The sequence below is a fragment of the Actinomyces oricola genome, assembly GCF_004104015.1.
Lineage (GTDB): Bacteria > Actinomycetota > Actinomycetes > Actinomycetales > Actinomycetaceae > Actinomyces > Actinomyces oricola.
This window is the reverse complement of the sequence record NZ_RYFV01000012.1, coordinates 1-19,788: the sequence shown is the minus strand read 5'-3', so window position 1 is coordinate 19,788 and position 19,788 is coordinate 1. Positions and strand designations below refer to the sequence as shown.

Here is a 19,788-nt window from a genome sequence, read left to right as displayed (position 1 = left end):
ACTCGGTCCGTGAGCCGGGATCTTGGGGATCTGTACAACACGTTGTTGGGCGTTGTGATCGCCGCGACGTTGCTCATTCACGCCGTCGACAGTTCCTGGGGCGTCGGGCGGGCCGGCATCTCTTGGCCCCGGGCAGGAAAGCCATGGTGATGTCGTCAAGGATCACCTTGTCACGGTGGGCCTTGCGCGCCTTGATCATCTGGTCGATGTACTCAACCGCAGCTTCACCGCGCCTTAATCGTCAGGTGCGGGTGTGGGGTGCCTGCACGACGACGCCGCCCGACCCTCGGGACGACCTCGCGCGCGCTGCCACTAAGCCTAAGGGAGCAGGCGATGGCGACGGAGCGCGGGCATGAGCCCGCGCACGCGGCCCAACGACGGTCCTGAAGACCACCTGGACGACGGTCCCGAGGGCGCAGGACGCCAAGAGCGCGGCCAGGGGCACGGGGCCCGGCACGACGTCGTCCCGGCCAGGCACACCTACTGTGCCACCTCGATCTCCCGAGACTGCGCCGCCTCAATCTCCCGAAGCTCCCGACGTGCCTCGACCATATGAGGTTCCTTCTTCACCTCGTCTTCAGGGACGTACATAACGGTGGCCAGGAGGTCAGCAATGTGTTCCGCGGCCTCACTGTAGCTGTCACTGAATGACAGGTAGAGGTCATTGTCACGGTCCCTGTTAAGGACGTCGATCTTCGAGAGGTCATCCGCGGCCACGAACCGCATGTAGCGCACATTGTCGAGCGGGATCCTGTGACCAAGGACGCCTTTGTTTTCCAGGTCGCGTCGACGCCCCCAGCGAATGCACTTAGATGTCACTGCAATAACAAAAGGACCTCTGGTGGCGACCGATCGCTTAAGTCCATCCATCTTTCCCTTAACCCCCTCTCCTACCACCGCACCGCAACCCGCAACGAGTTCCTTGACCAGCGCTACCTCAAGCGGTCTCTCACCCCGCTCCAGAACCCAGCGCACCGCCTTGAGGACGCCGTCTCCCGCCCTTTCTACCCTGTCCTTGACATCATTGTCAGGGAGATCCGGAAACCCTACACCGACCCTGTCGGCCATCTCGGCAACGTCCCCTAACAGCCTCTTGAGGCGGTCGCCGTCACCGTGATCTTCTTTGCTGTCAGAAGCGCCTTTGGACGACAGGTCGGCCATAAGGCCAATCCGGCAGCCCAGCCCCCTCAGGAGGTTCTGAGCATCTTTCAGCGCCCGACCGTTCTCCTCCTCCGCTTTCCCGATCCTCACCTCAAGGCGATCCCTGTCGCCCTTGGTCCGCTCCTCCTTCCTCAGGTGCATGCAGCACAGGGCGTCGGCCATGTACTTCGCCTCCCGCATGGCAACCATAAGACGGATGTCCTCGCACACCACGTCCCACTTCTCGACTGCATATTTCCTGGCCTCCTTTAGGTCCGCTACTCCCACCTTCTCCCAGTGGGCACTGACCGCCTGGATGCACGAGTCCAGGCCGGCCCTAAGGCGTTCCAACTTGTTGTCGATCTTGCGGAACATTTTATCGTCAACGAAACCGAGAGCGATCGCCTCGTCAATGGTGTTGACGACCTCCTGGTACCTGCTGCGCAGGCCCGTGAGGCGCTCCTTACGATTCTCCTCCTTCAGCTCCTCAATGCCGCTGGCGACCTCCTTCACCCGCCTTGAGAGCGACACGAGCTGGCACTGCGCCGCCACCAGGGCCAGCGCAGGAGCAACGGCTGACAGCGCCAGCACCGCCTGAGTGCCTGTCGCGGGCAGCCAACGCACCTGGGCGGCTATCCTCCCGTTGACGGAGAGCGCCCCAAGGTTCCACCCGCCCGACGTGAGGGGAACCATACCACTCTTGATGCTGGCCAGTGTCTCCGGTGCGAACCTGACCAGCCCCTGCGCACTGGCGGCGGCCCCCGCCCCCTGGGCGGCCACGTTCGCACCACCCGCGGCGACCGGGAGCGCGTCCACCAGCCCGGGCCACCTGTCCAGGTCCTTCTCCTCCACGGGACGGATCCCGAGGATAGCAAGGTTCGCCGTCGGGTACCTGCTCAGGAGAACCGCGTAGCCTGAACCTGGTTCTATCTCAACCAGCTCCACCGACGTCTCCTCGCCCGCCGGCAGCCCGTCGACGTCCTTGTCCTGGGTCTCTGACACCGCGCCTCCTGAGCACGAACCGGCCACCCGACACCCCGACATCAGGTGGGCCTACGCTAGCCCGCCCATACTACTCCGCCGGCCTCTTACGCACCCCTCGCTCCCGCCGTCGGAGCCAGCGCCCCAGTGCTCCCTGGCAAGAGTATGGAGGCAGACCTCCCTCAGTCCGCGGCAGCCTCCTGCTGCCGGCGCCAGCGGATGCCGGCGTCAATGAATCCGTCAATGTCCCCGTCGAAGACGACCTCGGGATTACCGACCTCGTAACCTGTGCGCAGATCCTTGACCATCTGGTAGGGGTTGAGGACGTAGGAGCGCATCTGGTCGCCCCAGGAGGCCTTGACGTCCCCGGCCAGTTCCTTCTTCTTGGCGTCCTCCTCCTGCTGCTTCATGAGCAGCAGTCGCGACTGGAGCACGCGCATGGCCGCGGCGCGGTTCTGGATCTGGGACTTCTCATCCTGCATGGAGACCACGAGCCCGGTGGGCAGGTGGGTGATTCGCACGGCGGAGTCGGTGGTGTTGACGGACTGCCCCCCCGGGCCCGAGGAGCGGAAGACGTCGACGCGAATGTCGGATTCGGGAACGTCGATGTGGTCGGTGGACTCAATGAGCGGAATGACCTCAACGGCGGCGAAGGAGGTTTGGCGGCGGCCCTGGTTGTCGAAGGGGCTAATGCGCACCAGGCGGTGAGTGCCGCCCTCCACCGAAAGAGTTCCGTAGGCGTAGGGGGCGTGAACCTCGAAAGTCACGGATTTCAAGCCCGCCTCCTCGGCGTAGGAGGTGTTGAGGACCTTAATGGGATAGTCGTGGCGCTCGGCCCAGCGGGCGTACATGCGCAGGAGCATCTCGGCGAAGTCAGCGGCGTCCACGCCCCCGGCACCGGAGCGGATGGTGACCACGGCGTCGCGCTGGTCGTACTCTCCGCTCAGCAGGGTGCGGATCTCCAGGTCGGCGAGATCCTGGGAGATGGCCGCCAGGTCGGCGTCGGCCTCGGCAAGGATTTCGGCAGCGTCCTCGCCCTGCTCTTCGCCGGCGAGCTCGACCATGGCCTCAAGGTCATCAATGCGCTCACCGAGCTGCTCGACACGGTTGAGGTCCGCCTGGGCGTGCGACAGGGCGGAGGTGACCACCTGCGCGGCCTCGGGGTTGTCCCACAGATCGGGGGCGGCGGCCTGCTCGCTCAACTCGGCGATCCGGGTGCGCAACGCCTCGGGGTCCGTCACCGCAGCGATGGAGGTGAAGGTGTGTCGGAGTCGCTCGATCTCGGCGGGGAAGTCTGTGGCCACCGGGCAAGCCTAGACGATGAATGGACCTGCCCAGAATGCACCCTTACCACGACTGTACATACCTGTTATAAACAGCATGTGCACATTGTTCTGTCCCGGACCTCTGGGGTCCCCATGTACGAGCAGATCGTCGAGCAGATCCGCACGGCGATCTGGTCGGGGGAACTGGCGCCAGACACCCCTTTGCCCTCGCTGCGCTCCCTGGCCAGGGAGCTCAAGGTCAGCCTCATCACCACGACCCGCGCCTATAACGACCTCGCGGCGCAGGGGCTCATTGTCAATCAGCCGGGGCGCGGCAGCTTCGTCCTGGCCCAGGACGACGGCGAAACCCGCCGTCGTCTCACGGCCCGCCTAGACGAACAGATCGACGAGGTCGTCGCCACGGCGCGCCTGGCCGGGATCGACCACAACGCGCTCCAGGAAAGGGTGACTGCCTCATGGAGACAGGCACAGCAGCAGGCGCAGGACCGGGCCCCGCGAACGGCGCCGACACGAGCGCCGGGAGCGGCACTGACGTGAGCACCGGCTCAGCGCCGGCCGCATTGTCAGCATTGTCAGCATGGTCAGCATCGTCGGCGTTGTCGGCGCAGTCCGGCGGCGGGGCGGCCATTGCGCTGCACGGGGCCACGCGCCGCCTGGGCCCCTTCACCTTGGGGCCACTTGATATGGGGATCCCCACGGGAATGGTCACCGGCTTCATCGGACCCGATGGCGCCGGGAAGACAACGGCCATTAAAGCGATGCTGGGATGCTGCCCCTGGATTCCGGGACGGTCACGGTCCTGGGGATGGACCCGCTTCGTCGGACCGCTGACCGAACTGACCGAATCCTGGGCGATGGCCCGCGGCTCGACCGAGGACCTGTCCCCCGCCGCCAGGGCGGCCATGACTGAAGCCGTCTTGAGGTCGGCGACCTCCGGGTGGGCCGCAGCCGCCGGTTTCCTCACCGCACTCGCGCTCATGGCTCTCTCCGGCGTCGTCTCGGTCCGGCTCTACGAGCGCCGCAGCCCGTAACTCCTCGGGACCAGCACCGGGTGGGCGGCCTGCTCGGGTTCCGGAGGCGCGTATCTCAGCCCAGTTCCAGGGCGGCACAGCGGGTGCGCAGGGCCTCGAGCACCGCCGTGGTGGCCGCACCGGGCTCAGTGCGGGTGGCGCGGTGGCGCACGACGATCTGCCTGGTCCCCAGACCGGGCAGGCGCACCACTGAGACGCCTTCAGGCACCGAGCCGGAGTAGACGGCAAGCTCGGGCAGGAGGGCGTACCCCAAGGAACGGTCCACCATGGCCAGCACGACGTCGTAGTCGTAGCCGACGTGCCGGGTGGTCAAAGGCGTGCCCAGCTGATGAGACAGGCGACTCAGGGCTGAGGCGCCGGCGGTGGAGGGGTCGGTGTCAATCCAGGTGGCGCGCACGAGCTCGGCCAACGTGGAGGGCAGGAGGTTTCCAGGCGGGACGACGACGAGCCAGGACTCGTCCAGCAATGGCACGTCCCCCATGCCACGCGGCGGTGGGGGCAGGGTATGGGAGTCGCGCTCAATAAGAACCAAGTCCAGCTCACCGCGGCGCAGCCGGGCCAGGCCCGTGCGCTCCTCGACCTCCTCAATAATGAGCTCCAGCCCGGGACGGCTCTCACCCAGTTCCAGGAGCAGGGGCAGGAGCAGAGCGCGCACGGCAGTGGCGAAGGACCCCACGCGCACCACTCCGGTGGGGGCGTCGTCGTCGAGCCCGGCGAGTTCGCGGCGCGCGGCAGTGATCTCGCCCTCGATCCGTTCGGCGGCGTCAGCCAGAACATGACCGGCCTGGGTGAGCACCGCCCCGGTGGGAGTGCGGTCCAGCACGCGAGTGCCGGCCTCCTTCTCCAGGAGGCGGATCTGCTGAGAGACCGCCGAGGGGCTGACGTGCAGGGAGTCGGCGGCCGCTACGACTCCCCCGCAGCGGTGGACGGCCAGGAGCACGGAAAGCCGATGCGCCGAAAGATCCATGAAGTAAAACTACATGCCCTATGCAGATAGATGCGATTGATCTTCATGCCCGCCCGGCTTCATCATGGATTCGTGAACGAGCTCCTGCCTTCTCTCATTGGTCTCGGCGGCTGGATCGGCGCCGCCGAGCTCCTGGCCGCCTACGCCCTGGTGTCCAAAGGCAGCATTGCCGGGGATTCCTTGAAGTACCAGGCCCTCAACATCACCGGTTCGATCCTGCTCATGGTTAACTGCGCCTACACCGGCGCCTGGCCCAGCGCGATCGCGAACCTCTTCTACCTGGTGGTGGGCATCAATATTCTCCTGACGGTCAAGCGCACCTATATCGCTCAGTTTTCACGACGGCGGCGTGACGCCATGGCTGCGCGACTGCATCTGCGCCGTCCCACAGCGAGCCTGGCAACCCGCCCGAGTTGAGCCGTCTGTGCTCACGGAGCGCATTAGGCCCAGGCCCCCGCGTCAGCAGGTCACTCAGACCGGGTCAGCTACCTGCACCTGGCCCGGACGGGCCACTCATTATGCGCGCACCATCGGGTTCACTGAGTAGTGACGGCTTGGGCGCTCCCCGTGGCGGTCAAGGCGAAACCATCAGCGGGGATAATCCCCCACGGCAGGAAAGGGGGCTGGGAGCGGGCGGTTAGGGTGACTGAGACAGTCTCCCCCTCCACGGTGGCGCTGGTGACCACCACCTGCGATAGCCCCCCATTGGGTTCCTGGAGGGCGAGGTCCTGGACGGCAGCAGCGTGCGCCGTGCTACTGGTCCGGGCGCCGGGCCCACCTTCTTCATTATCGAAGTAGACCGAGTCGTCCAAGGTGGCGGCGCCGGCTGCGGCGGCGGAGTCAGCCAGGGAGGTCAGGTGCTTGAGATCGAGGTAGATGGCGGTCGCTGAGGCAATGACCAGCAGCAGCGCCAGAATAACGGTGACTAGCCCGAGCCCCAGCAAAAGTGTTTGGCCGTCCTCCTCGTGCATGATTCGGCGCAGCAGCTTCATGGCGCCTCCTCCTCGGCCATGTCAATGACGCGAGTGGCCTCCAAGACGACAATGTCCTCGCCGATTCCCGTTGAGGCGAGCAGGGGCAGGCTCACGGTGGCCTCAACGCGCACGAAGACCTGCCCGGTGCAGGTCGGCTCGGCGCACTCCACATGCAGCGCTTGGACGGGATCGGCGTCGACGCCCTGATCAGACAAGGCCAGGCCGACGGCGGCCTGGGCGTGGGGCAGGGCTCCGGGCCCCTCTTGGACCTCCAGGATCCGGGCGGCGGCGTCAGCGGCGGAGGCCACTGCGAAGGAGGCGGCCTGGACCTGGGCCAGGGCGACAAGCAGGTAGACCACGGGCACCACCAGCAGAAGGGTCCATCCAATGAACTCCACCGAGGCATTGCCGTGCTCCTGCGACAAGGCGCTGAGGGCCTGCTGGCGCCTCATGGCTGCTCGGCCCTCAACTCGACCAGCGCGGCCTCGTCGACGGCGTGACCGGAGACCTCCAAGGTGCCGGCTGGGCCAAGTAGGCCCAGGACGGGGAAAGGAGCGCTGACGCGCACCTCGACAACATCAATGCCGTCCATCCGGGTGCGAGTGACCTTCACTGAGTCGACATAGCCCTCGGATAGGGCGGCCCCGGTTAAGGCGTGGACGCGCTGCACGGCCTCTGCCTCAGTCCCCCCGACCAGAGCGGCCCGGCGGGCGCCCTCGCCGGCGGCGTCGATCAGAATGTTGCGCACATGCAGGCCCAGGGTGAGCTGAAGCAGGGCGACCGAGACAATGATGACGAGGGAGCCCACCAGGACGAAGTCGACCACGGCTGAGCCCCGCTCCCCCTCCATCCTCCTCCGGGTGCCGACCATGCGCCTCCTTGCTGCACGCAGGAGGCGCATGCGCCGCCCTCTGGCGGAAGCGGTAGGGGGTGGGCCGCACGGATGGCGGTCGGCGCAGGACGCAGACCGCCGTCCAGCCGGGCCCCGGCAGAGGGGCCGCAGTGTCTTAGATGGCACCGGTGACCTTGGCAATGGCGTCGGTGAACACGGTGGTCAGGGCGGGGCCCGCCACCGCCCACAGGGTGACGACGAGCCCGGCGGTCATGAGAGTGACAAGCACCCACCCGGGGACGTCGCCGCGCTCCTGGGCGGCGACGGCGAGCAGGCGGCGAATCCGGGAGGTAAGGGAGGCGGGGCGCATAACAAGATTCCTTCCACTTGGTGAGGATCAGAGTCCGAGCCTGAGGACGAATAGGCCGGGGAAGAGCACGAAGACGACGGTCACGGGCAGGATGAGAAAGACGACGGGCACCATCTGGGCAATTTCCCGTTTGCCTCCTTCTTCCATGAGGGCACGGCGGGAGGCCTCTCGAGCGTCAGCGGCCTGAGCGCGCAAGACCTCGGCTAAGGGGGTTCCCCGCTCCAGGGCCACGGAGATGGCCTCGCAGAAGCGGGTGACCTGCGAGGAGGCCACACGCTCCTCCAGGTGGACTAGGGCGGTGGTCAGGATGGTGCCGCTGCGCAGGTCGGCCAGGGTCTCGGCGAGCTCCTCAACAAGCTCGCCGTGACCAATGTCCACGACCCTTTCAATGGCTGCCACGGGCCCCTGGCCCGCACCGACGACCAGCGCCAGAAGCTCAACAATGTCGGGCAGTTGGCTTTCAATGCGGCGGCGACGCCTGTCCACGGCGCGGCTGAGCCACCAGTCGCGGGCGGCGGCCCCTCCCAGGGCGGAGACCAGCGCCGCCACTATCAGGATCGGGAAGGACACCGGCCGGACGGTGGACAGCAGAAGTCCAATGGTCGCGGTGACGGCCAGGGCGCCCCCGGCCCAGGAGAGCTGCTGAAGACGCAGCTCCTCGTAGGTGAGCTGGCCCCCACTGCGAGCCAGGCGGCGTTTGACCGAACCGGCCGAGGAGCCCATGGACTCCAATACCCGTCCAGCGCCGGTAATAGCGCTCAAAAGCAGCCCCGTCATGGTGCGGCTATTCCCTGAGGGGGCCGGCGCTCCCAGCAGTGGGGAGGTTGTGGGCCGTTCATGAACGTAGGGCTCCAGGCGGCTCATGAGAGTGGGGCGCCGTCGTGCCACGGCCGAGCAGATCAGGAGGATGCCCCAGGCGGCGAGCAGACCGACAAGGGCGCCGAGAAGGCGGGCGCTCATCGCAGAATCCTCTCGTCCTCCGGGAGGCGTCCCAGGCGCAGCATGAGCCGGTAGGCGACAATGCTGGCCACTCCACCCCCGGCTAGAACAAGGGCACCGGCGGTGGTGGCGTAGGCGGTGGCGGCCTCCGCCCGGGTGGCGAGCAGGGCCAGGATCAGCCACGGGGCAGCCACAGCCACCTTGGCGCCGTTGACGGTCCAGGACTGGCGAGCCTCCAACTCTCCACGGGTGCGCATATCCTCGCGCAGCATCCGGGACAGGGCCTGCAGCAGCAGACTCAGGTTGGTGCCGCCGGTTTCATGGGCCAGGCGCAGCGCCTCGACAATGCGGTCGGCAACAGGGTCGGCAAAACGGTCTTTGAGCCGGTTGAGGCAGGCGTCGAAGCGCGCGGTGGACGCGTAGTCGATAGCGAAGGCAGTGAATTCAGCGCGCACGGCTTCCGGGCCCCGTTGTCCCAAACTGGCCAGCGCCTCGGGCAGGCTCATGCCGGCGCGCACGGCTGACACGAGGGTGTCAATGGCCTCAGGCCAGATCTCCCGCAGGCGGGTGCGCCTGGCGCGGGCGCGCGAGGAGATGAGCATCCAGGGCGCCCAGGCGCCAATGGCCCCGAACGCCAGGGCTATGGACCAGGCCTGTGAGACACCCAGGAACACCAGTGCGACGACGAGGCCCAGGGCGGCACTGCCCGCCAGGAATAGGGCGGGACTGGTACGTCCGGCGCCCGCTTGGACAAGCAGATCGGAGAGGCGGCGGGCGCGCTCGGAGCGCCATTGGGGTGGCTCGCTGGTAGCGGCCATGCATATGAGCAGCAGCCCAGTTCCAGCCAGGAGGCCGACGATAGCGCCCATCAGCCCAGCCTCCTTTCACGCCTACGCTGGTCCTGCCCGCTCAGGAGAGCAGGCAGGTCGTAGCCGGCACGGGAGAAGCGCTCGGAGGCGCGCGGGGTGCCCGGACCACGCACGAGGCGGTCCCGGGCATCGCGGTGGAAGACGTCGGCCAGTTCAATGGTGCCATCCTCTACACGCCCGGACAGGGCGGCGATCTCCCTGACGGTGCGGTGGCCCTGGGCGTCCAATCCGAGGTGGACAACCAGGTCAATGGAGGAGGCGACAGTGGGTACGACGAAGGCGGCTGAAACGTTCTCCCCGGCCAGCAGCGGCAGGGTGCAGATCTTCACCAGGGCCTCCCGGGCCGAGTTGGCGTGAAGGGTGGACATGGCCGGCAGACCGGAGTTCATGGCGATAAGCAGGTCAAGGGCCTCAGCCTCTCGGACCTCCCCAATAACGATCCGGTCCGGGCGCATGCGCAGTGCCTCCTTGACCAGGCGGCGCAAGGTGATTTCGCCGGTTCCCTCCAGATTGGGGGCGCGGGTCTGCATGGACACGCAGTCGCGGTTGCGCAGCGCGAGCTCGAAGACCTCCTCGCAGGTAATGATGCGTTGCCCTGCGGGGATGGCGCCCGCCAGGGCCCGCACCATTGTGGTCTTGCCCGCCTGGGTGGCACCGGAGACCAGGATATTGAGGCCGGAGGCGACGGCGGCGTCCAGGAAAGCGGCAGCGTGGCGGGGCAGGGACCCTAGGCGCACCAGGTCGGCAGTGCGGGCGGCGCGGGCGGCGTGCTTGCGGATATTGACGGCCCAGTGGCGGGAGGTGATGGGCGGGATGACCACGTGAAGACGCTCTCCACCGGGGAGTTGGGCGTCAACGAAGGGGCTGGACAGGTCCAGGCGGCGGCCGGTGGTGCGCAGCATGCGCTCGACCAGAGCCCGTAACTCGCCGTCGTCCAGGAGGGTGGTGGTCAGTTCCGGGCGTCCTGAGCGCGCCACGAAGACTCGGTCGCTCGCATTGATCCAGATCTCCTCGACGGTGTCATCGTCAAGATAGCGTTGTAGGGGGCCGAGTCCGGCCAAGGCGTCCAGGGCATCGGCGCCAGCGCGCTGGGGGTCTGCTAGGGGTGGGACGAGCCCGGCATCGGCACGGGTGAGGTAGTCGTCGCTGACCTCGGCGACGAGGGCCTCGAGGGCTGCAGTCTGGGTCAGCGGGTCAATGCCGCGGCGGCGCACGAGTTCGCGGATCTCATTGTGCAGCAACGATGCGGCATCCATGGGGCCTCGCAGGGTCAGAGCTGGTTGTGTGCACGCTACGCCTGGACGGGAGCGCCGAGTGCAGCGCCGCGGTGGGTGCCGTCACGCCATGAGCCTAGGTCACGATGTGGTGACAATGCCAATGAGCGGCCCTCACCTGTGGAAAACTCTCAGGATGCGGGTGACCGCCGACCGGAAGGGCGCAAATGCCCGTATGATTGGCGCGCCAGCCCCTCACGTGAGGTCTATCTCGCCTACGGTTGGGTTATGTCTCAGCCCCCGGAGTCCTCCAGCCCGACCTCCGCCGAGCACAATGGCTCGCCACCGGCTACCGTCTTGCACCCTCGGCCCCGCTCCGCCCTGGCGTTGGCGGCACTGGCTGCTGTGGCCGTACCGGGCCTGGACCCGGCGCGCCTGGCCCTGCCGCAGACTGAGAGCAAAGAACTGCGCGTCACCGGCATCATTGACACCAAGGGGCGCTATTGGGAGGTTCTGGAGGCCCGCGACGACGCCACGGGCGCCTCCTTGGAAGCTGAGGCCGAGGTGCTGCGCCGTATTGCACGAGTGGTTGACGACGGGCGCATTGGCTTCGATGTGTCCCGCCCGGCGGGCACATTGCGCCGCAAGGACGTCCACATTCAGGTCCGCTCCCATGTTCAGGGCCGGCCGGTGGATGTGGGCGCCCTGCATCCCGGCCCGGGGCTGGCGGCGGGGGTGGGGCGCGCGCTGGGCGAGTTGCACGAGTTGCCGACAGCGGTTATCTCCGAGGCCGGTATGCCGGTCTATGACGCTGAGGAGGTGCGTCAGCGGTGGCTGAGCCTGCTTGATGACGCCGCCTCCACCGGCAAGGTGCCGCCTTCCCTGCTCGCCCGCTGGGAGACGGCCTTGGAGGACACGGCCATGTGGCGCTTCCGGCCGGTGGTGGTCCACGGGGATCTGGCTGAGGAGAACATGTTGACTGCCGGGGGCGCGGTGGTGGCCATGCGCGGGCTTTCCCAGGCGCACGTGGGCGATCCGGCCGAGGACCTGGCCTGGGTGTACTCCTCGGCGCCGGTGGACTGCCTGGCTTCGATTGAAGCCGCCTACGACCTGGCGCGCAGCGAGGGTGTTGATAAGCATCTGCGCGACCGCGCGGAGTTGGTCAGCGAGCTGAGCCTGGCCCGGTGGCTCATGCACGGGGTGCGTGTCGGCGACCGCGCGATTGTCGACGACGCGGTGGCAATGCTGGCCGACCTGGCCAACCAGGTGGGCGACGAGCCCCTCGTGGAGCCGCGCACGCCGCGCCTGGCACCGGTGCCCAGCCCCCGGGTGAGCGCGGGCCCTGATGAGACCACCAGCGAGGTCGAGATGGTGGAGATTGGCGATGACGGTAAGCCAGTGAACTCTAAGAAGGAGCCGGTGGTGCTGCGGGACGCCTCCTTGGGATCTGGTGACGACGCCGCGGGAGGGTCGGGAAAGGATCCGGGTCGCGGCTAAGCACCGTAGGGGCCATTGTGAATGGTTGCGGGCACGGGCCGCTCCAGGATAGTGCGGCGGGTTGGTGGGCCTCTTGCCAAGAGTCTTACGAATCTTACGCTCCGTCATGTCGCGGTGGCGGGGTCGGTTCGGGGGCCTCTGCACGGAGTGCTTGGGCGAGGACCTGGAGCGGTAAGAGATTGTCTTGACTGAGTTCGACGACGACGCCGTCCTCAACATAGGCGTAGGCGGCGCGCACGGCGCTGGGGTCAATCCCTTGGGAGGTGGCCCAGGCGTGCACGTATACGCTGAGCTGGTCCACGGGGGCGCGGGTGCGCCCGGTCTTCCAGTCCACGATGAGCCACGTGTCCTTCCCGGTGCGGAAGACGGCGTCGATACGGCAACGCACCGTGGTGTCCTCAATGGTGAACTCGCGGTCGATCTCGGTGCCGTGGAGGACCAGGCCCGCCAGCAGGGGCAGGTTTTCGGCGGTGGTCAACCAGCGTTCAATGCGGGCGCGGTCAGCAGGGGCGAGGGTGTCGGGGATGCCTGCCTCCGCCAGGGTGAGCAGGGCGCCGCGGGCGGAGAGCCTTTGGGCGATGGCCTCGTGGAAGACGGTGCCCAGGCGGCCTGCGGCTCTGGGCTGGGGCGGCAGGGGGCGGCGTAGGCCCAGGGCGAAGGAGTCTCGATCCTGACGCAGGTCGTCCAGGCTGGTGGCGGCCAGGTGGGCGGGCATGCGCACCTGGGGGACCCGCGAGACGTTCTGGTCGTTCTCGGCCAGGAGGAGTTCGACCTCCTGCCACCAGCGCTCCACCAGTGGGTCGCCGTCGGCGGCGCCCGGGCCGGTCCTGCTGCTGGTGCGCCCGCTGGTCCTAACGCCGTCACCGGCGTTCTTGACGTCATAATGCCCGCTGCTGCTGTCCACTGTGGCGCCCTGGCTTCGGGCACTGGGCGTTGCCTCGGCCCTGGCTCCTGGTGCAGCGCCGGTAGTGGCGTCGGCGCCTGGGCGCTGCCGTCCCGCACCCCGCCTTCGGGCAGCGTCGACTGCACGGGCGGCTCGGCGGCGGGCCCGCCATATGTGGGCCTGGGGCCCGTCGGCCGGGGTGGGGGGCCAGGGGGCGGTCAGGACGCGATCTGTGGCGGGGTTGGGCGAGTCAGGGTCGTAGTCGACCCAGCCGGGCCCGTAGTCCTTGGTGAGCCCGTGGCGGCGCAGCTCGGCCAGGAAGCGGGAGGCGGGGCGGGGTTTGGCGGCGCTGCCGGTCAGGTGCGCCCCGGTCAGGAGCAGGCTGTGGCGGGCGCGGGTCATGGCCACGTAGGCCAGACGGCGCTCCTCAGCAATGACGTGGCGCCCCAGGGCGAGCCGGTATTGGTTCCACATCTCTTTGAGGTCCGTGCCGGTGAGTGCGGCGGGCTCAACGCCGCCGAGGTCGAAGGGGGGCAGGGTCTGGGCGTCGGCCCGCAGGGGATAGGGGAAGATGGAACGTTTGGTCATCCACCCCGACTCGGCCAGAACGAGGTCGGGTTTGGCCCGGGAACTGTAGGAGGGGAAGACCTCCTCGTTCATGCCGGTCACGGCCACGGCATCCCACTCCAGTCCTTTGGCGGCGTGGATGGTCAGGATCTGGACGGCGCCGGGCTCGGGCTCGACCTCAGGGGCCTCCATGCCATTCTCACGCTCCTGGGCCGCCTCCAACCATTCCAGGAAGCCTGCGAGCGTGGGGGCCTCCATGTCTGCGGCGTACTGCTCCGCGGTGGCGCGGAAGGCGTCCAGGCCTCGGCGCCCCAGGGGATTTCCGACCCTGGCGACGAGTTCAATGTCTAAGTCGAGGGCATGTTCGGCCAAACCCACGATCTCGGGCAGGGGCAGCGTCAGTCCTTCGCGCACGCGCCGCAGGGCGGCGCCCAGGCGCAGGGCGATGCGCCTCCCGGCCTCGGAAAGCCCGGCAATGTCCCGGCCCTCCCCTGCTTCGTCCCAGCGCAGGATGGTCTCAAGAGCTTCGGACAGCAGGGGGGCGTCTGGGGTTTCCTCCCCGGTTTCGGAGTCCTGCCCCAGGGGGGCGCGCACCTGTTCGCGGGCCAGGGCGTGCAGTGCGAGCAGATCGGCGGCGCCTATGCCCGCGCCGGTCAGTAAGCGCATGAGGCGGTCCCCGCGCTCGGGGTCTGCTGCTGCGGTGATTAGGGAGCGGACGTCGGCGACCTCGGGAACAGTGAGCATGCCGCCCAGTCCAATGACGCTCACAGGTAGGCCCTTTTCCTCCAGGGCCTCAGCTATGGCAGTGAACTGGCCGCGGGTGCGGCACAGGACGGCCAGCTCGGCATCTGGGTTCCACTGCTCGGCCATGAAGTCGGCGACGACCTGCGCCTCGGTGAACTGGTCTTGGGTGAAGGCGGTGAGCACCTGTCCGGATGCGAGCCCGGCGTCCTGTGGCCGCGGCTGGAGGGACTGGACGGGGATGTGTTCGACTGCGCAGTCACCGGGTTCAGGATTGTGGGCGCGCAGAGGCGTGGAGACGGCGTTGGCGGCTTTGAGGATGGCCAGGTCGTTGCGCCAGGCGGTGGACAGGGGGAGGACGGGGGTGTGTTCTTGGGGGTCTCCTCCGGTGGCTAGGGCGGCGGTGCCGGCGGGGTTGAAGTGGGTGTGGAAGGTGTCCAGGGCACTGGCGCTGGCGCCGCGCCACCCGTAGATCGCCTGGTTGGGGTCTCCGACGGCGGTGACGCCGCTTCCGGCGAACAGTGCGGCCAGGAGCCTGGTTTGTGCCACGGAGGTGTCCTGGAACTCATCGAGGAGAACGGCGGGGTACTGGGCCCGCACGGTGGCGGCGGCCCCGGGGATTTCCTCGGCAATGCGACAGGCCAGGGCGATCTGCTCGCCGAAGTCGAGCAGACTGCGGCGCCTCTTGTAGGCACGGTATTCCTCGACAACCTCCAGCATGCCTCTCCACTGGCTCATGACCTCGGGGGCCTTGCCGACCAGGGTTTTGCAGCGGGGCACCTCCTTGAGGCGGGTGAAGAGCCCGGTAAGGTCCTCCAGGTCCTCAGCCGCCTGCTCGACGCTCAGGAGGTTGTCGGACAGGGCGCCGTCCAGCACCAAAGTAGTGGTGACGGCGGAGGTAAGGGACTCCAGGGGCAGGGCGCTGGTGCGCATTTCAATAAGGGAGGTGACGATCTGCCAGGCGCGGGCTTCGGTAATGAGAGTGGAGTCGGGGTCGACGCCAATGAGCAGACCATGGTCGCGCACAAGACTCCCAGCGAAGGAGTTGTAGGTGGCGATGGTGGGCTCGGGGGCGTCGTCATCGAATTCAATGAGTCCGGAGCCCGCCAGGCGGGCTAGGGCGGCGGTGACCCGCTCGGCGAGCTCGCCGGTGGCTTTGCGGGTGAAGGTCAGGCCCAGGATCTGGTCGGGGCGGACAGCACCGGTGGCTACCAGGTGGAGGACGCGTTGGGTCATGGTGGCGGTCTTGCCGCTCCCGGCGCCGGCAACCACGAGCAGGGGGCTCAGGGGGTGGGCGATAATCCGGGACTGCTCGGTGGTGGGCGTTAGCTGTGAGCCCAATGCGCGGGCGAGCTCGGCCGGCGCCAGGGTGGTGGTGCTCATGCGACGGTCCTCCGTCCTTCAGGCTGGGCGGGGCAGGAGTCTTTGACGGGGCACATGCGGCAGTGGTCCCCGGTGGATGCGCTCAGGTTGGGGCCTCGGGCGGCGAGGGCGGCGGTTACCAGAAGCTCGGTGGCCCAGTCGGTGCCCTCGGTGTCGGGGCTGGGGGCGAGGGCGGCACCGTCGGGCAGGAGAATGGTTTTCTTGTCGGCCTTGGGTTCGGCCCCCAGAAGGATGAGGGCGCCGCCGTCAACCCGCTGTCCCCTGGCCTCCAGGGCGAGCCGGTAGGTGGCGAGCTGGGGGTGACGGGCGGGGTCCGTTTTGGAACGCGCGGGCTTCTTGCCGGTTTTGATATCCATGACCCTGACGGCGCGTTCTCCTTGGGGGGTGTGGGCCGCTTCGAGTCGGTCGATGCGCCCGGTTACCCGCACGGGAATGGTGGTGGCCCCGTGGTGGAGGTCGAGGTCGGCAGTGATGGCCTCCTCGACGCGGGCCGGCTCCGTACAGGTGGCCAGGTAGTGGTCCAGGCGGGTGACCATGTCGCGGGCGCGTTGGGCGTCGAGGTCGCCCAGCCAGGTGGGGGGGTAGCCCAGGGTGGGCAGAACCTCCTCGAAAGCGTCCGTAAGAGCGGCCCCGCGCAGGTGCTCACGCTCGGCCCGCTCCGCGAGGGCGTGGATAACGGTTCCCAGGACCTGGGCTCCGGTGGGCGGGGTCGAGCCGCCATTGCGTCGAAGGAACCACCGCAATGGGCACTGGTTGAGGTTCTCGACGTCGGAGGGCGAGATGCGGATCCTCTCACCGGGTGCGGCGAGGGGGGCGGTGGAACTGGGGCCGGTCAAGCCGGCCCAGTGGCTGGGATCAGCGCCGTGGACGCCGGCGTTCGCGAGGTGGGCGAGGATGTTGGCGGCGTGAGCGGCCCGCTGTTGCTGTATTGGGGTGGCCTGGGGCAGGCTGCCGAGGCTCAGGGCGTTGCGCAGCTCCCCCGTTAGGCCGCGCAGGGTGAGGTCGCCGACATCCGGAGCCACGATGATGTTGCCTTCGGCGTCGCTGACAGGGATATGGGCGGCTCGGGCGATCTCGTGAAGGAAGGTGGAGGGGGCGTGGTCGGCGTCGTAGACGGCGGTGGCGATCAGGCGGCGGCGTGCTCGGGTCAAGGCTGCCAGGAGCATGCGGCGCTCATCCCCGCGCACTTGGACGACAGCGGAGGCGGGGTCGTCCTGGGGGTTGGGGCCGCCGTCGGCTCTGCTGGGGAGTCGCCCGGTGATGGCGTCGACGAGGAGCCCGGTGCGGGTCAGGGAGTCGCGCAGGCGCAGGTCGGGCCAGGCGTCGCGGTTCAGGCCCACGACCGCCACGACATCCCAGTGGCCTCCAGCGGCTGCGGCGGCGGTGAGGACGGCGACACCGTCGGGTCTGGTGCCATGGGGGGCAACCGAGTCCGTGGGCAGGACCTCCCCGGTCAGCTCGTCCAGGAAGTGGGAGGCTGGGGCCCCGGGATGGCGTTCGGCCCAGACCTCGGCGCGTTTGAATAGGGCGGTGACTACATCAAGGTCGTGTTCGGCGGCATCGGCGAGCAGGGCCGTGGAGCGGGAGGCGGTGGTGTCCCCGGCCAGGGCGATGGTCCGCCATCGCTGAGCACAGCCCGATGCGTCCCAAACAGCCCACAGGAGCGCCTCGACATCAATGACTTGGCCCGCCTCCGGGCTTTCGGTTTCAGTGGTTTCGGGCCGTGCGCCCTGCTGTGGAACGCTGTCACCGACCACCGCCCGAGCCCGGTCGATAATGCGGGCGGCGCGGACCAGGAGCCCGGCTTGCTCGGCCAGGGGCTCACAGGCGAGCCGCTCGGCCAGGGAGTCCGCCGCCTGGGGGGAGGACAGGGTGCTCAGGAGATTACTGTCCGGGGTCTCCTGAATGGGGTGGTCTGCACGCAGGCGCCGGCGCAGTCGTCGCAGGTCCAGGGGGGTTAAGCCAATGAGGGGGCTGGTGAGGAGTTCAACGGCCTCGGCCCGTTGAGGCCGGCTCCCGGGTTGGCCGAGGCGTCCAGTCAGTGCCGCGCGGGCGACGTCCAGAATGGCGCCTGCGGCGGGCTCGGCCCGCAGCAGGACGGCTGGGGTGGAGGCCGCCAAGGGCACGCCGCGACGGCACAGCTCGCGGGAGACCGCATGAGTGCGTGCCGTGGAGCGGGTAATAACGGCCATGGCGGACCACGGGGTGGCGTGGTGGATGTGCTCGGCCCGCAGGAGGCGGGCGACGTGTGCGGCCTCCTGGACCGCACTGGAGGCCACGAGGGCGGTGGCGCCCCGGGGGGCGCCCGGCGCACTGGTCCTCAGGAGCTCAGGGGAGGGGCGGGGGTGGCGGTGGGTGGCCACCCCGGTCACTGGGATCCGGTCAGCTTGGTCCGCCCAAATGCTGGCCAGCAGGGGGGTGCCCCGGTGGAGGGTGTCAAGGGTCAGACGGTCGGCGGCCAGACCGGAGTGAGCCTCGGCTTTGACTAGGAGGCTCGGGGCGCCGCCCCGGAAGGTCTCGACGGCAACATCCGGATCTCCTAAGACAATGACCTGGGCGCGGTGCCCGGCCGCGTCGGGGGTTGCCAGGGCGGCCAGCAGCCGGGCGGTGGCGGCAGTGCAGTCCTGGTAGTCGTCGACAACCACGAGGTCGGGGACTTTGGGAGGCTCTGTTATGTCATCGTCCTCCCAGGCCTTTAAGGCGTCCACGGCCCGGTCCTGGAGGCGCGCGGTGTCCATCTTGCGAGTCTGGCTACGCCTGCACGCCGAGGGGCGACCCTGCGCATCCCACATGCGCAGGAGGGCCGAGGCGGGTTTCCACAGGGGCACGTCGAGGTTCTGGGCGAGTTCAGCAAGCTCCTCGGCATCAACACCGAGTTCTCCGGCGCGCGCCAGAAGGTTGCGCAGCTCGGAGCGGAAGGCACGGGAGACGACGGTCTCCGGGGGGAGACCGGGCCACTGCTCAGGGCGGATCATGGCCGCCAGGGCGGCATCCTCCTCCGCCCCGGCCAGGAGGACGGGTGGAGGCAGAGGGTTGGGTCGGTGGGTCAAGAAGGTTGTGAGGATGGCCAGGGCCAGTGAGGTCGGGGTGCGCACACGCACCGCTCCCCCACCTGCGTTCCTCAGAAGATGGGCCGCGCGCTGACGCAAGGCGTCCGCGCGTGCGCGGGTGGGGGCCAGGACAATGGCCTCCCGCCCAGCCGCGACAGCGTTGACCAGCAGCCTCATGGCCACAGTTGTCTTGCCGGTGCCGGGAGCCCCTAGGACGACGAGGTTCCCCCCGTCTCCGGCACGCTCCAGGATCCGTTCTGCGGCCGTGTCAGGCTCGGGCAGCGCTGGTGGGGGCGTCGCCAGCAGGAGCCTGACGCGTAGGGGCGCCGCCTGGCTGTTCTGACCAGGCTCACCCACTGCGGTGCCGTGACTGCGCTGCCCGCTCCTGTCGCTGTCCATGGATCCATCACACCATGGGGCTGCGACATGAATTGGAGGCTTCCCGGGAACGGCGCGGGCGGAAGCGAACCCCGACTCCGCTCTCCAGAGCAAGACTTCCCGAGAACGGTGCGCGCACGGGGCCCTCCCGGTGACGTCCGCGCGGCGCGAAACGGCGAAGATCAGGGCGGCCTGGCAGGAGGCGCCGTTAATGCCGCGCCCTAGGATCGCCTCAGGAACAGCCCGGCTTAGGCACCCGGACAGCACCAGGGCGTCGCGGTGCCGGCCCCAGACGAAGGAGCTCCCATGCAGGTCACTATCGGAATCAAGCACGCCACCCGCGAGCTCCGTGTGGAGACGTCCGCCTCCCAGGAGGAGGTGCTGGCCACGGTCGCCCACGCCGACACCCAGTCAGTCATTCTCACCGACAACAAGGGCCGCAAAGTGTTCGTACCCGCCGGCTCACTGGCCTACATCGAGGTCGGCGAGGCCGAGCCCAGGCGCGTCGGCTTCGGCATCTGAGCACCGCGATACCACACTCCGCGCGCATGCAGTGGCGGCAACACGACAATCAATATCGCGGTGATGCTATTAGGCTCCCTAGAAAGGAGGTGATCCAGCCGCACCTTCCGGTACGGCTACCTTGTTACGACTTCGTCCCAATCACCAGCCCCACCTTCGACCGC

17 protein-coding genes and 1 rRNA gene are annotated in these 19,788 nt (G+C 68.3%); 5 read left to right on the top strand and 13 right to left on the bottom strand.

Annotation, left to right across the window (positions count from 1 at the left end; all coding sequences use genetic code 11):
- Positions 1 to 480: 480 nt before the first annotated feature.
- Positions 481 to 2,142 (bottom strand): hypothetical protein, encoded by a 1,662-nt coding sequence (locus EUC46_RS06280; RefSeq protein ID WP_128773336.1) that lies wholly within the window; start codon positions 2,140 to 2,142, stop codon positions 481 to 483.
- A 161-nt stretch (positions 2,143 to 2,303) separates the two neighbouring features.
- Complete coding sequence (prfB, locus tag EUC46_RS06275) at positions 2,304 to 3,425, bottom strand: peptide chain release factor 2 (RefSeq protein WP_128773335.1); 1,122 nt, start codon at positions 3,423 to 3,425, stop codon at positions 2,304 to 2,306.
- Positions 3,426 to 3,503: 78 nt separating this feature from the next.
- Between prfB and EUC46_RS06270 the strand changes: the two genes are divergently transcribed.
- Complete coding sequence (locus tag EUC46_RS06270; protein ID WP_241655434.1) at positions 3,504 to 3,944, top strand: GntR family transcriptional regulator; 441 nt, start codon at positions 3,504 to 3,506, stop codon at positions 3,942 to 3,944.
- A gap of 59 nt (positions 3,945 to 4,003) precedes the next feature.
- Complete coding sequence (locus EUC46_RS12715; RefSeq protein ID WP_206645922.1) at positions 4,004 to 4,438, top strand: hypothetical protein; 435 nt, start codon at positions 4,004 to 4,006, stop codon at positions 4,436 to 4,438.
- A 55-nt stretch (positions 4,439 to 4,493) separates the two neighbouring features.
- Here EUC46_RS12715 and EUC46_RS06260 read toward each other — a convergent pair whose 3' ends face one another.
- A complete protein-coding gene (locus tag EUC46_RS06260; protein WP_128773334.1) occupies positions 4,494 to 5,405 on the bottom strand; it encodes a LysR family transcriptional regulator in 912 nt (303 codons plus the stop codon).
- A gap of 72 nt (positions 5,406 to 5,477) precedes the next feature.
- On the opposite strand from EUC46_RS06260, the gene EUC46_RS06255 reads away from it, so the two are divergent.
- Positions 5,478 to 5,822 carry a CBU_0592 family membrane protein gene (locus tag EUC46_RS06255; RefSeq protein ID WP_128773333.1) on the top strand — a complete coding sequence of 115 codons (345 nt, stop codon included), beginning with the start codon at positions 5,478 to 5,480 and terminating at the stop codon, positions 5,820 to 5,822.
- A gap of 119 nt (positions 5,823 to 5,941) precedes the next feature.
- Here EUC46_RS06255 and EUC46_RS06250 read toward each other — a convergent pair whose 3' ends face one another.
- From EUC46_RS06250 to EUC46_RS06220, 7 genes are all read right to left on the bottom strand, one after another.
- Positions 5,942 to 6,397 carry a pilus assembly protein TadG-related protein gene (locus EUC46_RS06250; RefSeq protein ID WP_128773332.1) on the bottom strand — a complete coding sequence of 152 codons (456 nt, stop codon included), beginning with the start codon at positions 6,395 to 6,397 and terminating at the stop codon, positions 5,942 to 5,944.
- The gene (locus EUC46_RS06245) at positions 6,394 to 6,831 is read right to left on the bottom strand and encodes a peptidase T4 (RefSeq protein WP_206645921.1); all 438 of its coding nucleotides are present in this window, start codon (positions 6,829 to 6,831) and stop codon (positions 6,394 to 6,396) included. Before EUC46_RS06245 ends, EUC46_RS06250 begins: the two co-directional genes overlap by 4 nt.
- Positions 6,828 to 7,250 carry a TadE/TadG family type IV pilus assembly protein gene (locus EUC46_RS06240; protein WP_241655433.1) on the bottom strand — a complete coding sequence of 141 codons (423 nt, stop codon included), beginning with the start codon at positions 7,248 to 7,250 and terminating at the stop codon, positions 6,828 to 6,830. The genes EUC46_RS06245 and EUC46_RS06240 overlap by 4 nt, the downstream gene beginning before the upstream one ends.
- Positions 7,251 to 7,386: 136 nt before the next feature.
- Complete coding sequence (locus EUC46_RS06235) at positions 7,387 to 7,581, bottom strand: hypothetical protein (protein ID WP_128773330.1); 195 nt, start codon at positions 7,579 to 7,581, stop codon at positions 7,387 to 7,389.
- 27 nt (positions 7,582 to 7,608) lie between these two features.
- On the bottom strand, positions 7,609 to 8,541 hold the full coding sequence (locus EUC46_RS06230) for a type II secretion system F family protein (RefSeq protein ID WP_128773329.1): 933 nt from the start codon (positions 8,539 to 8,541) through the stop codon (positions 7,609 to 7,611).
- Positions 8,538 to 9,389 carry a type II secretion system F family protein gene (locus tag EUC46_RS06225; protein WP_128773328.1) on the bottom strand — a complete coding sequence of 284 codons (852 nt, stop codon included), beginning with the start codon at positions 9,387 to 9,389 and terminating at the stop codon, positions 8,538 to 8,540. The genes EUC46_RS06230 and EUC46_RS06225 overlap by 4 nt, the downstream gene beginning before the upstream one ends.
- A complete protein-coding gene (locus tag EUC46_RS06220; RefSeq protein WP_128773327.1) occupies positions 9,389 to 10,645 on the bottom strand; it encodes a TadA family conjugal transfer-associated ATPase in 1,257 nt (418 codons plus the stop codon). Before EUC46_RS06220 ends, EUC46_RS06225 begins: the two co-directional genes overlap by 1 nt.
- A gap of 246 nt (positions 10,646 to 10,891) precedes the next feature.
- On the opposite strand from EUC46_RS06220, the gene EUC46_RS06215 reads away from it, so the two are divergent.
- Positions 10,892 to 12,100 carry a phosphotransferase gene (locus EUC46_RS06215; protein WP_128773326.1) on the top strand — a complete coding sequence of 403 codons (1,209 nt, stop codon included), beginning with the start codon at positions 10,892 to 10,894 and terminating at the stop codon, positions 12,098 to 12,100.
- A 94-nt stretch (positions 12,101 to 12,194) separates the two neighbouring features.
- Here EUC46_RS06215 and EUC46_RS06210 read toward each other — a convergent pair whose 3' ends face one another.
- Entirely contained in the window at positions 12,195 to 15,674 is a 3,480-nt protein-coding gene (locus EUC46_RS06210; RefSeq protein ID WP_128773325.1) for an ATP-dependent DNA helicase, read from the bottom strand.
- Complete coding sequence (locus tag EUC46_RS06205) at positions 15,671 to 19,123, bottom strand: UrvD/REP family ATP-dependent DNA helicase (protein ID WP_128773324.1); 3,453 nt, start codon at positions 19,121 to 19,123, stop codon at positions 15,671 to 15,673. Before EUC46_RS06205 ends, EUC46_RS06210 begins: the two co-directional genes overlap by 4 nt.
- A 285-nt stretch (positions 19,124 to 19,408) precedes the next feature.
- Between EUC46_RS06205 and EUC46_RS06200 the strand changes: the two genes are divergently transcribed.
- Complete coding sequence (locus tag EUC46_RS06200) at positions 19,409 to 19,624, top strand: DUF3107 domain-containing protein (RefSeq protein WP_128773323.1); 216 nt, start codon at positions 19,409 to 19,411, stop codon at positions 19,622 to 19,624.
- 82 nt (positions 19,625 to 19,706) lie between these two features.
- Here the strand turns inward: EUC46_RS06200 and EUC46_RS06195 are convergent.
- Positions 19,707 to 19,788, bottom strand: a 16S ribosomal RNA gene (locus tag EUC46_RS06195); the annotation flags it as partial.

Excerpts from the sequence above, each read along its gene's own strand:
- EUC46_RS06245 (WP_206645921.1), bottom strand. The coding sequence starts at position 6,831 with ATGAGGCGCCAGCAGGCCCTCAGCGCCTTGTCGCAGGAGCACGGCAAT.
- EUC46_RS06225 (WP_128773328.1), bottom strand. The coding sequence starts at position 9,389 with ATGGGCGCTATCGTCGGCCTCCTGGCTGGAACTGGGCTGCTGCTCATA.
- EUC46_RS06215 (WP_128773326.1), top strand. The coding sequence starts at position 10,892 with ATGTCTCAGCCCCCGGAGTCCTCCAGCCCGACCTCCGCCGAGCACAAT.
- EUC46_RS06210 (WP_128773325.1), bottom strand. The coding sequence starts at position 15,674 with ATGAGCACCACCACCCTGGCGCCGGCCGAGCTCGCCCGCGCATTGGGC.
- EUC46_RS06235 (WP_128773330.1), bottom strand. The coding sequence starts at position 7,581 with ATGCGCCCCGCCTCCCTTACCTCCCGGATTCGCCGCCTGCTCGCCGTC.
- EUC46_RS06205 (WP_128773324.1), bottom strand. The coding sequence starts at position 19,123 with ATGGACAGCGACAGGAGCGGGCAGCGCAGTCACGGCACCGCAGTGGGT.
- EUC46_RS06240 (WP_241655433.1), bottom strand. The coding sequence starts at position 7,250 with ATGGTCGGCACCCGGAGGAGGATGGAGGGGGAGCGGGGCTCAGCCGTG.
- EUC46_RS06200 (WP_128773323.1), top strand. The coding sequence starts at position 19,409 with ATGCAGGTCACTATCGGAATCAAGCACGCCACCCGCGAGCTCCGTGTG.
- EUC46_RS06220 (WP_128773327.1), bottom strand. The coding sequence starts at position 10,645 with ATGGATGCCGCATCGTTGCTGCACAATGAGATCCGCGAACTCGTGCGC.
- EUC46_RS06260 (WP_128773334.1), bottom strand. The coding sequence starts at position 5,405 with ATGGATCTTTCGGCGCATCGGCTTTCCGTGCTCCTGGCCGTCCACCGC.
- EUC46_RS06250 (WP_128773332.1), bottom strand. The coding sequence starts at position 6,397 with ATGAAGCTGCTGCGCCGAATCATGCACGAGGAGGACGGCCAAACACTT.
- EUC46_RS06230 (WP_128773329.1), bottom strand. The coding sequence starts at position 8,541 with ATGAGCGCCCGCCTTCTCGGCGCCCTTGTCGGTCTGCTCGCCGCCTGG.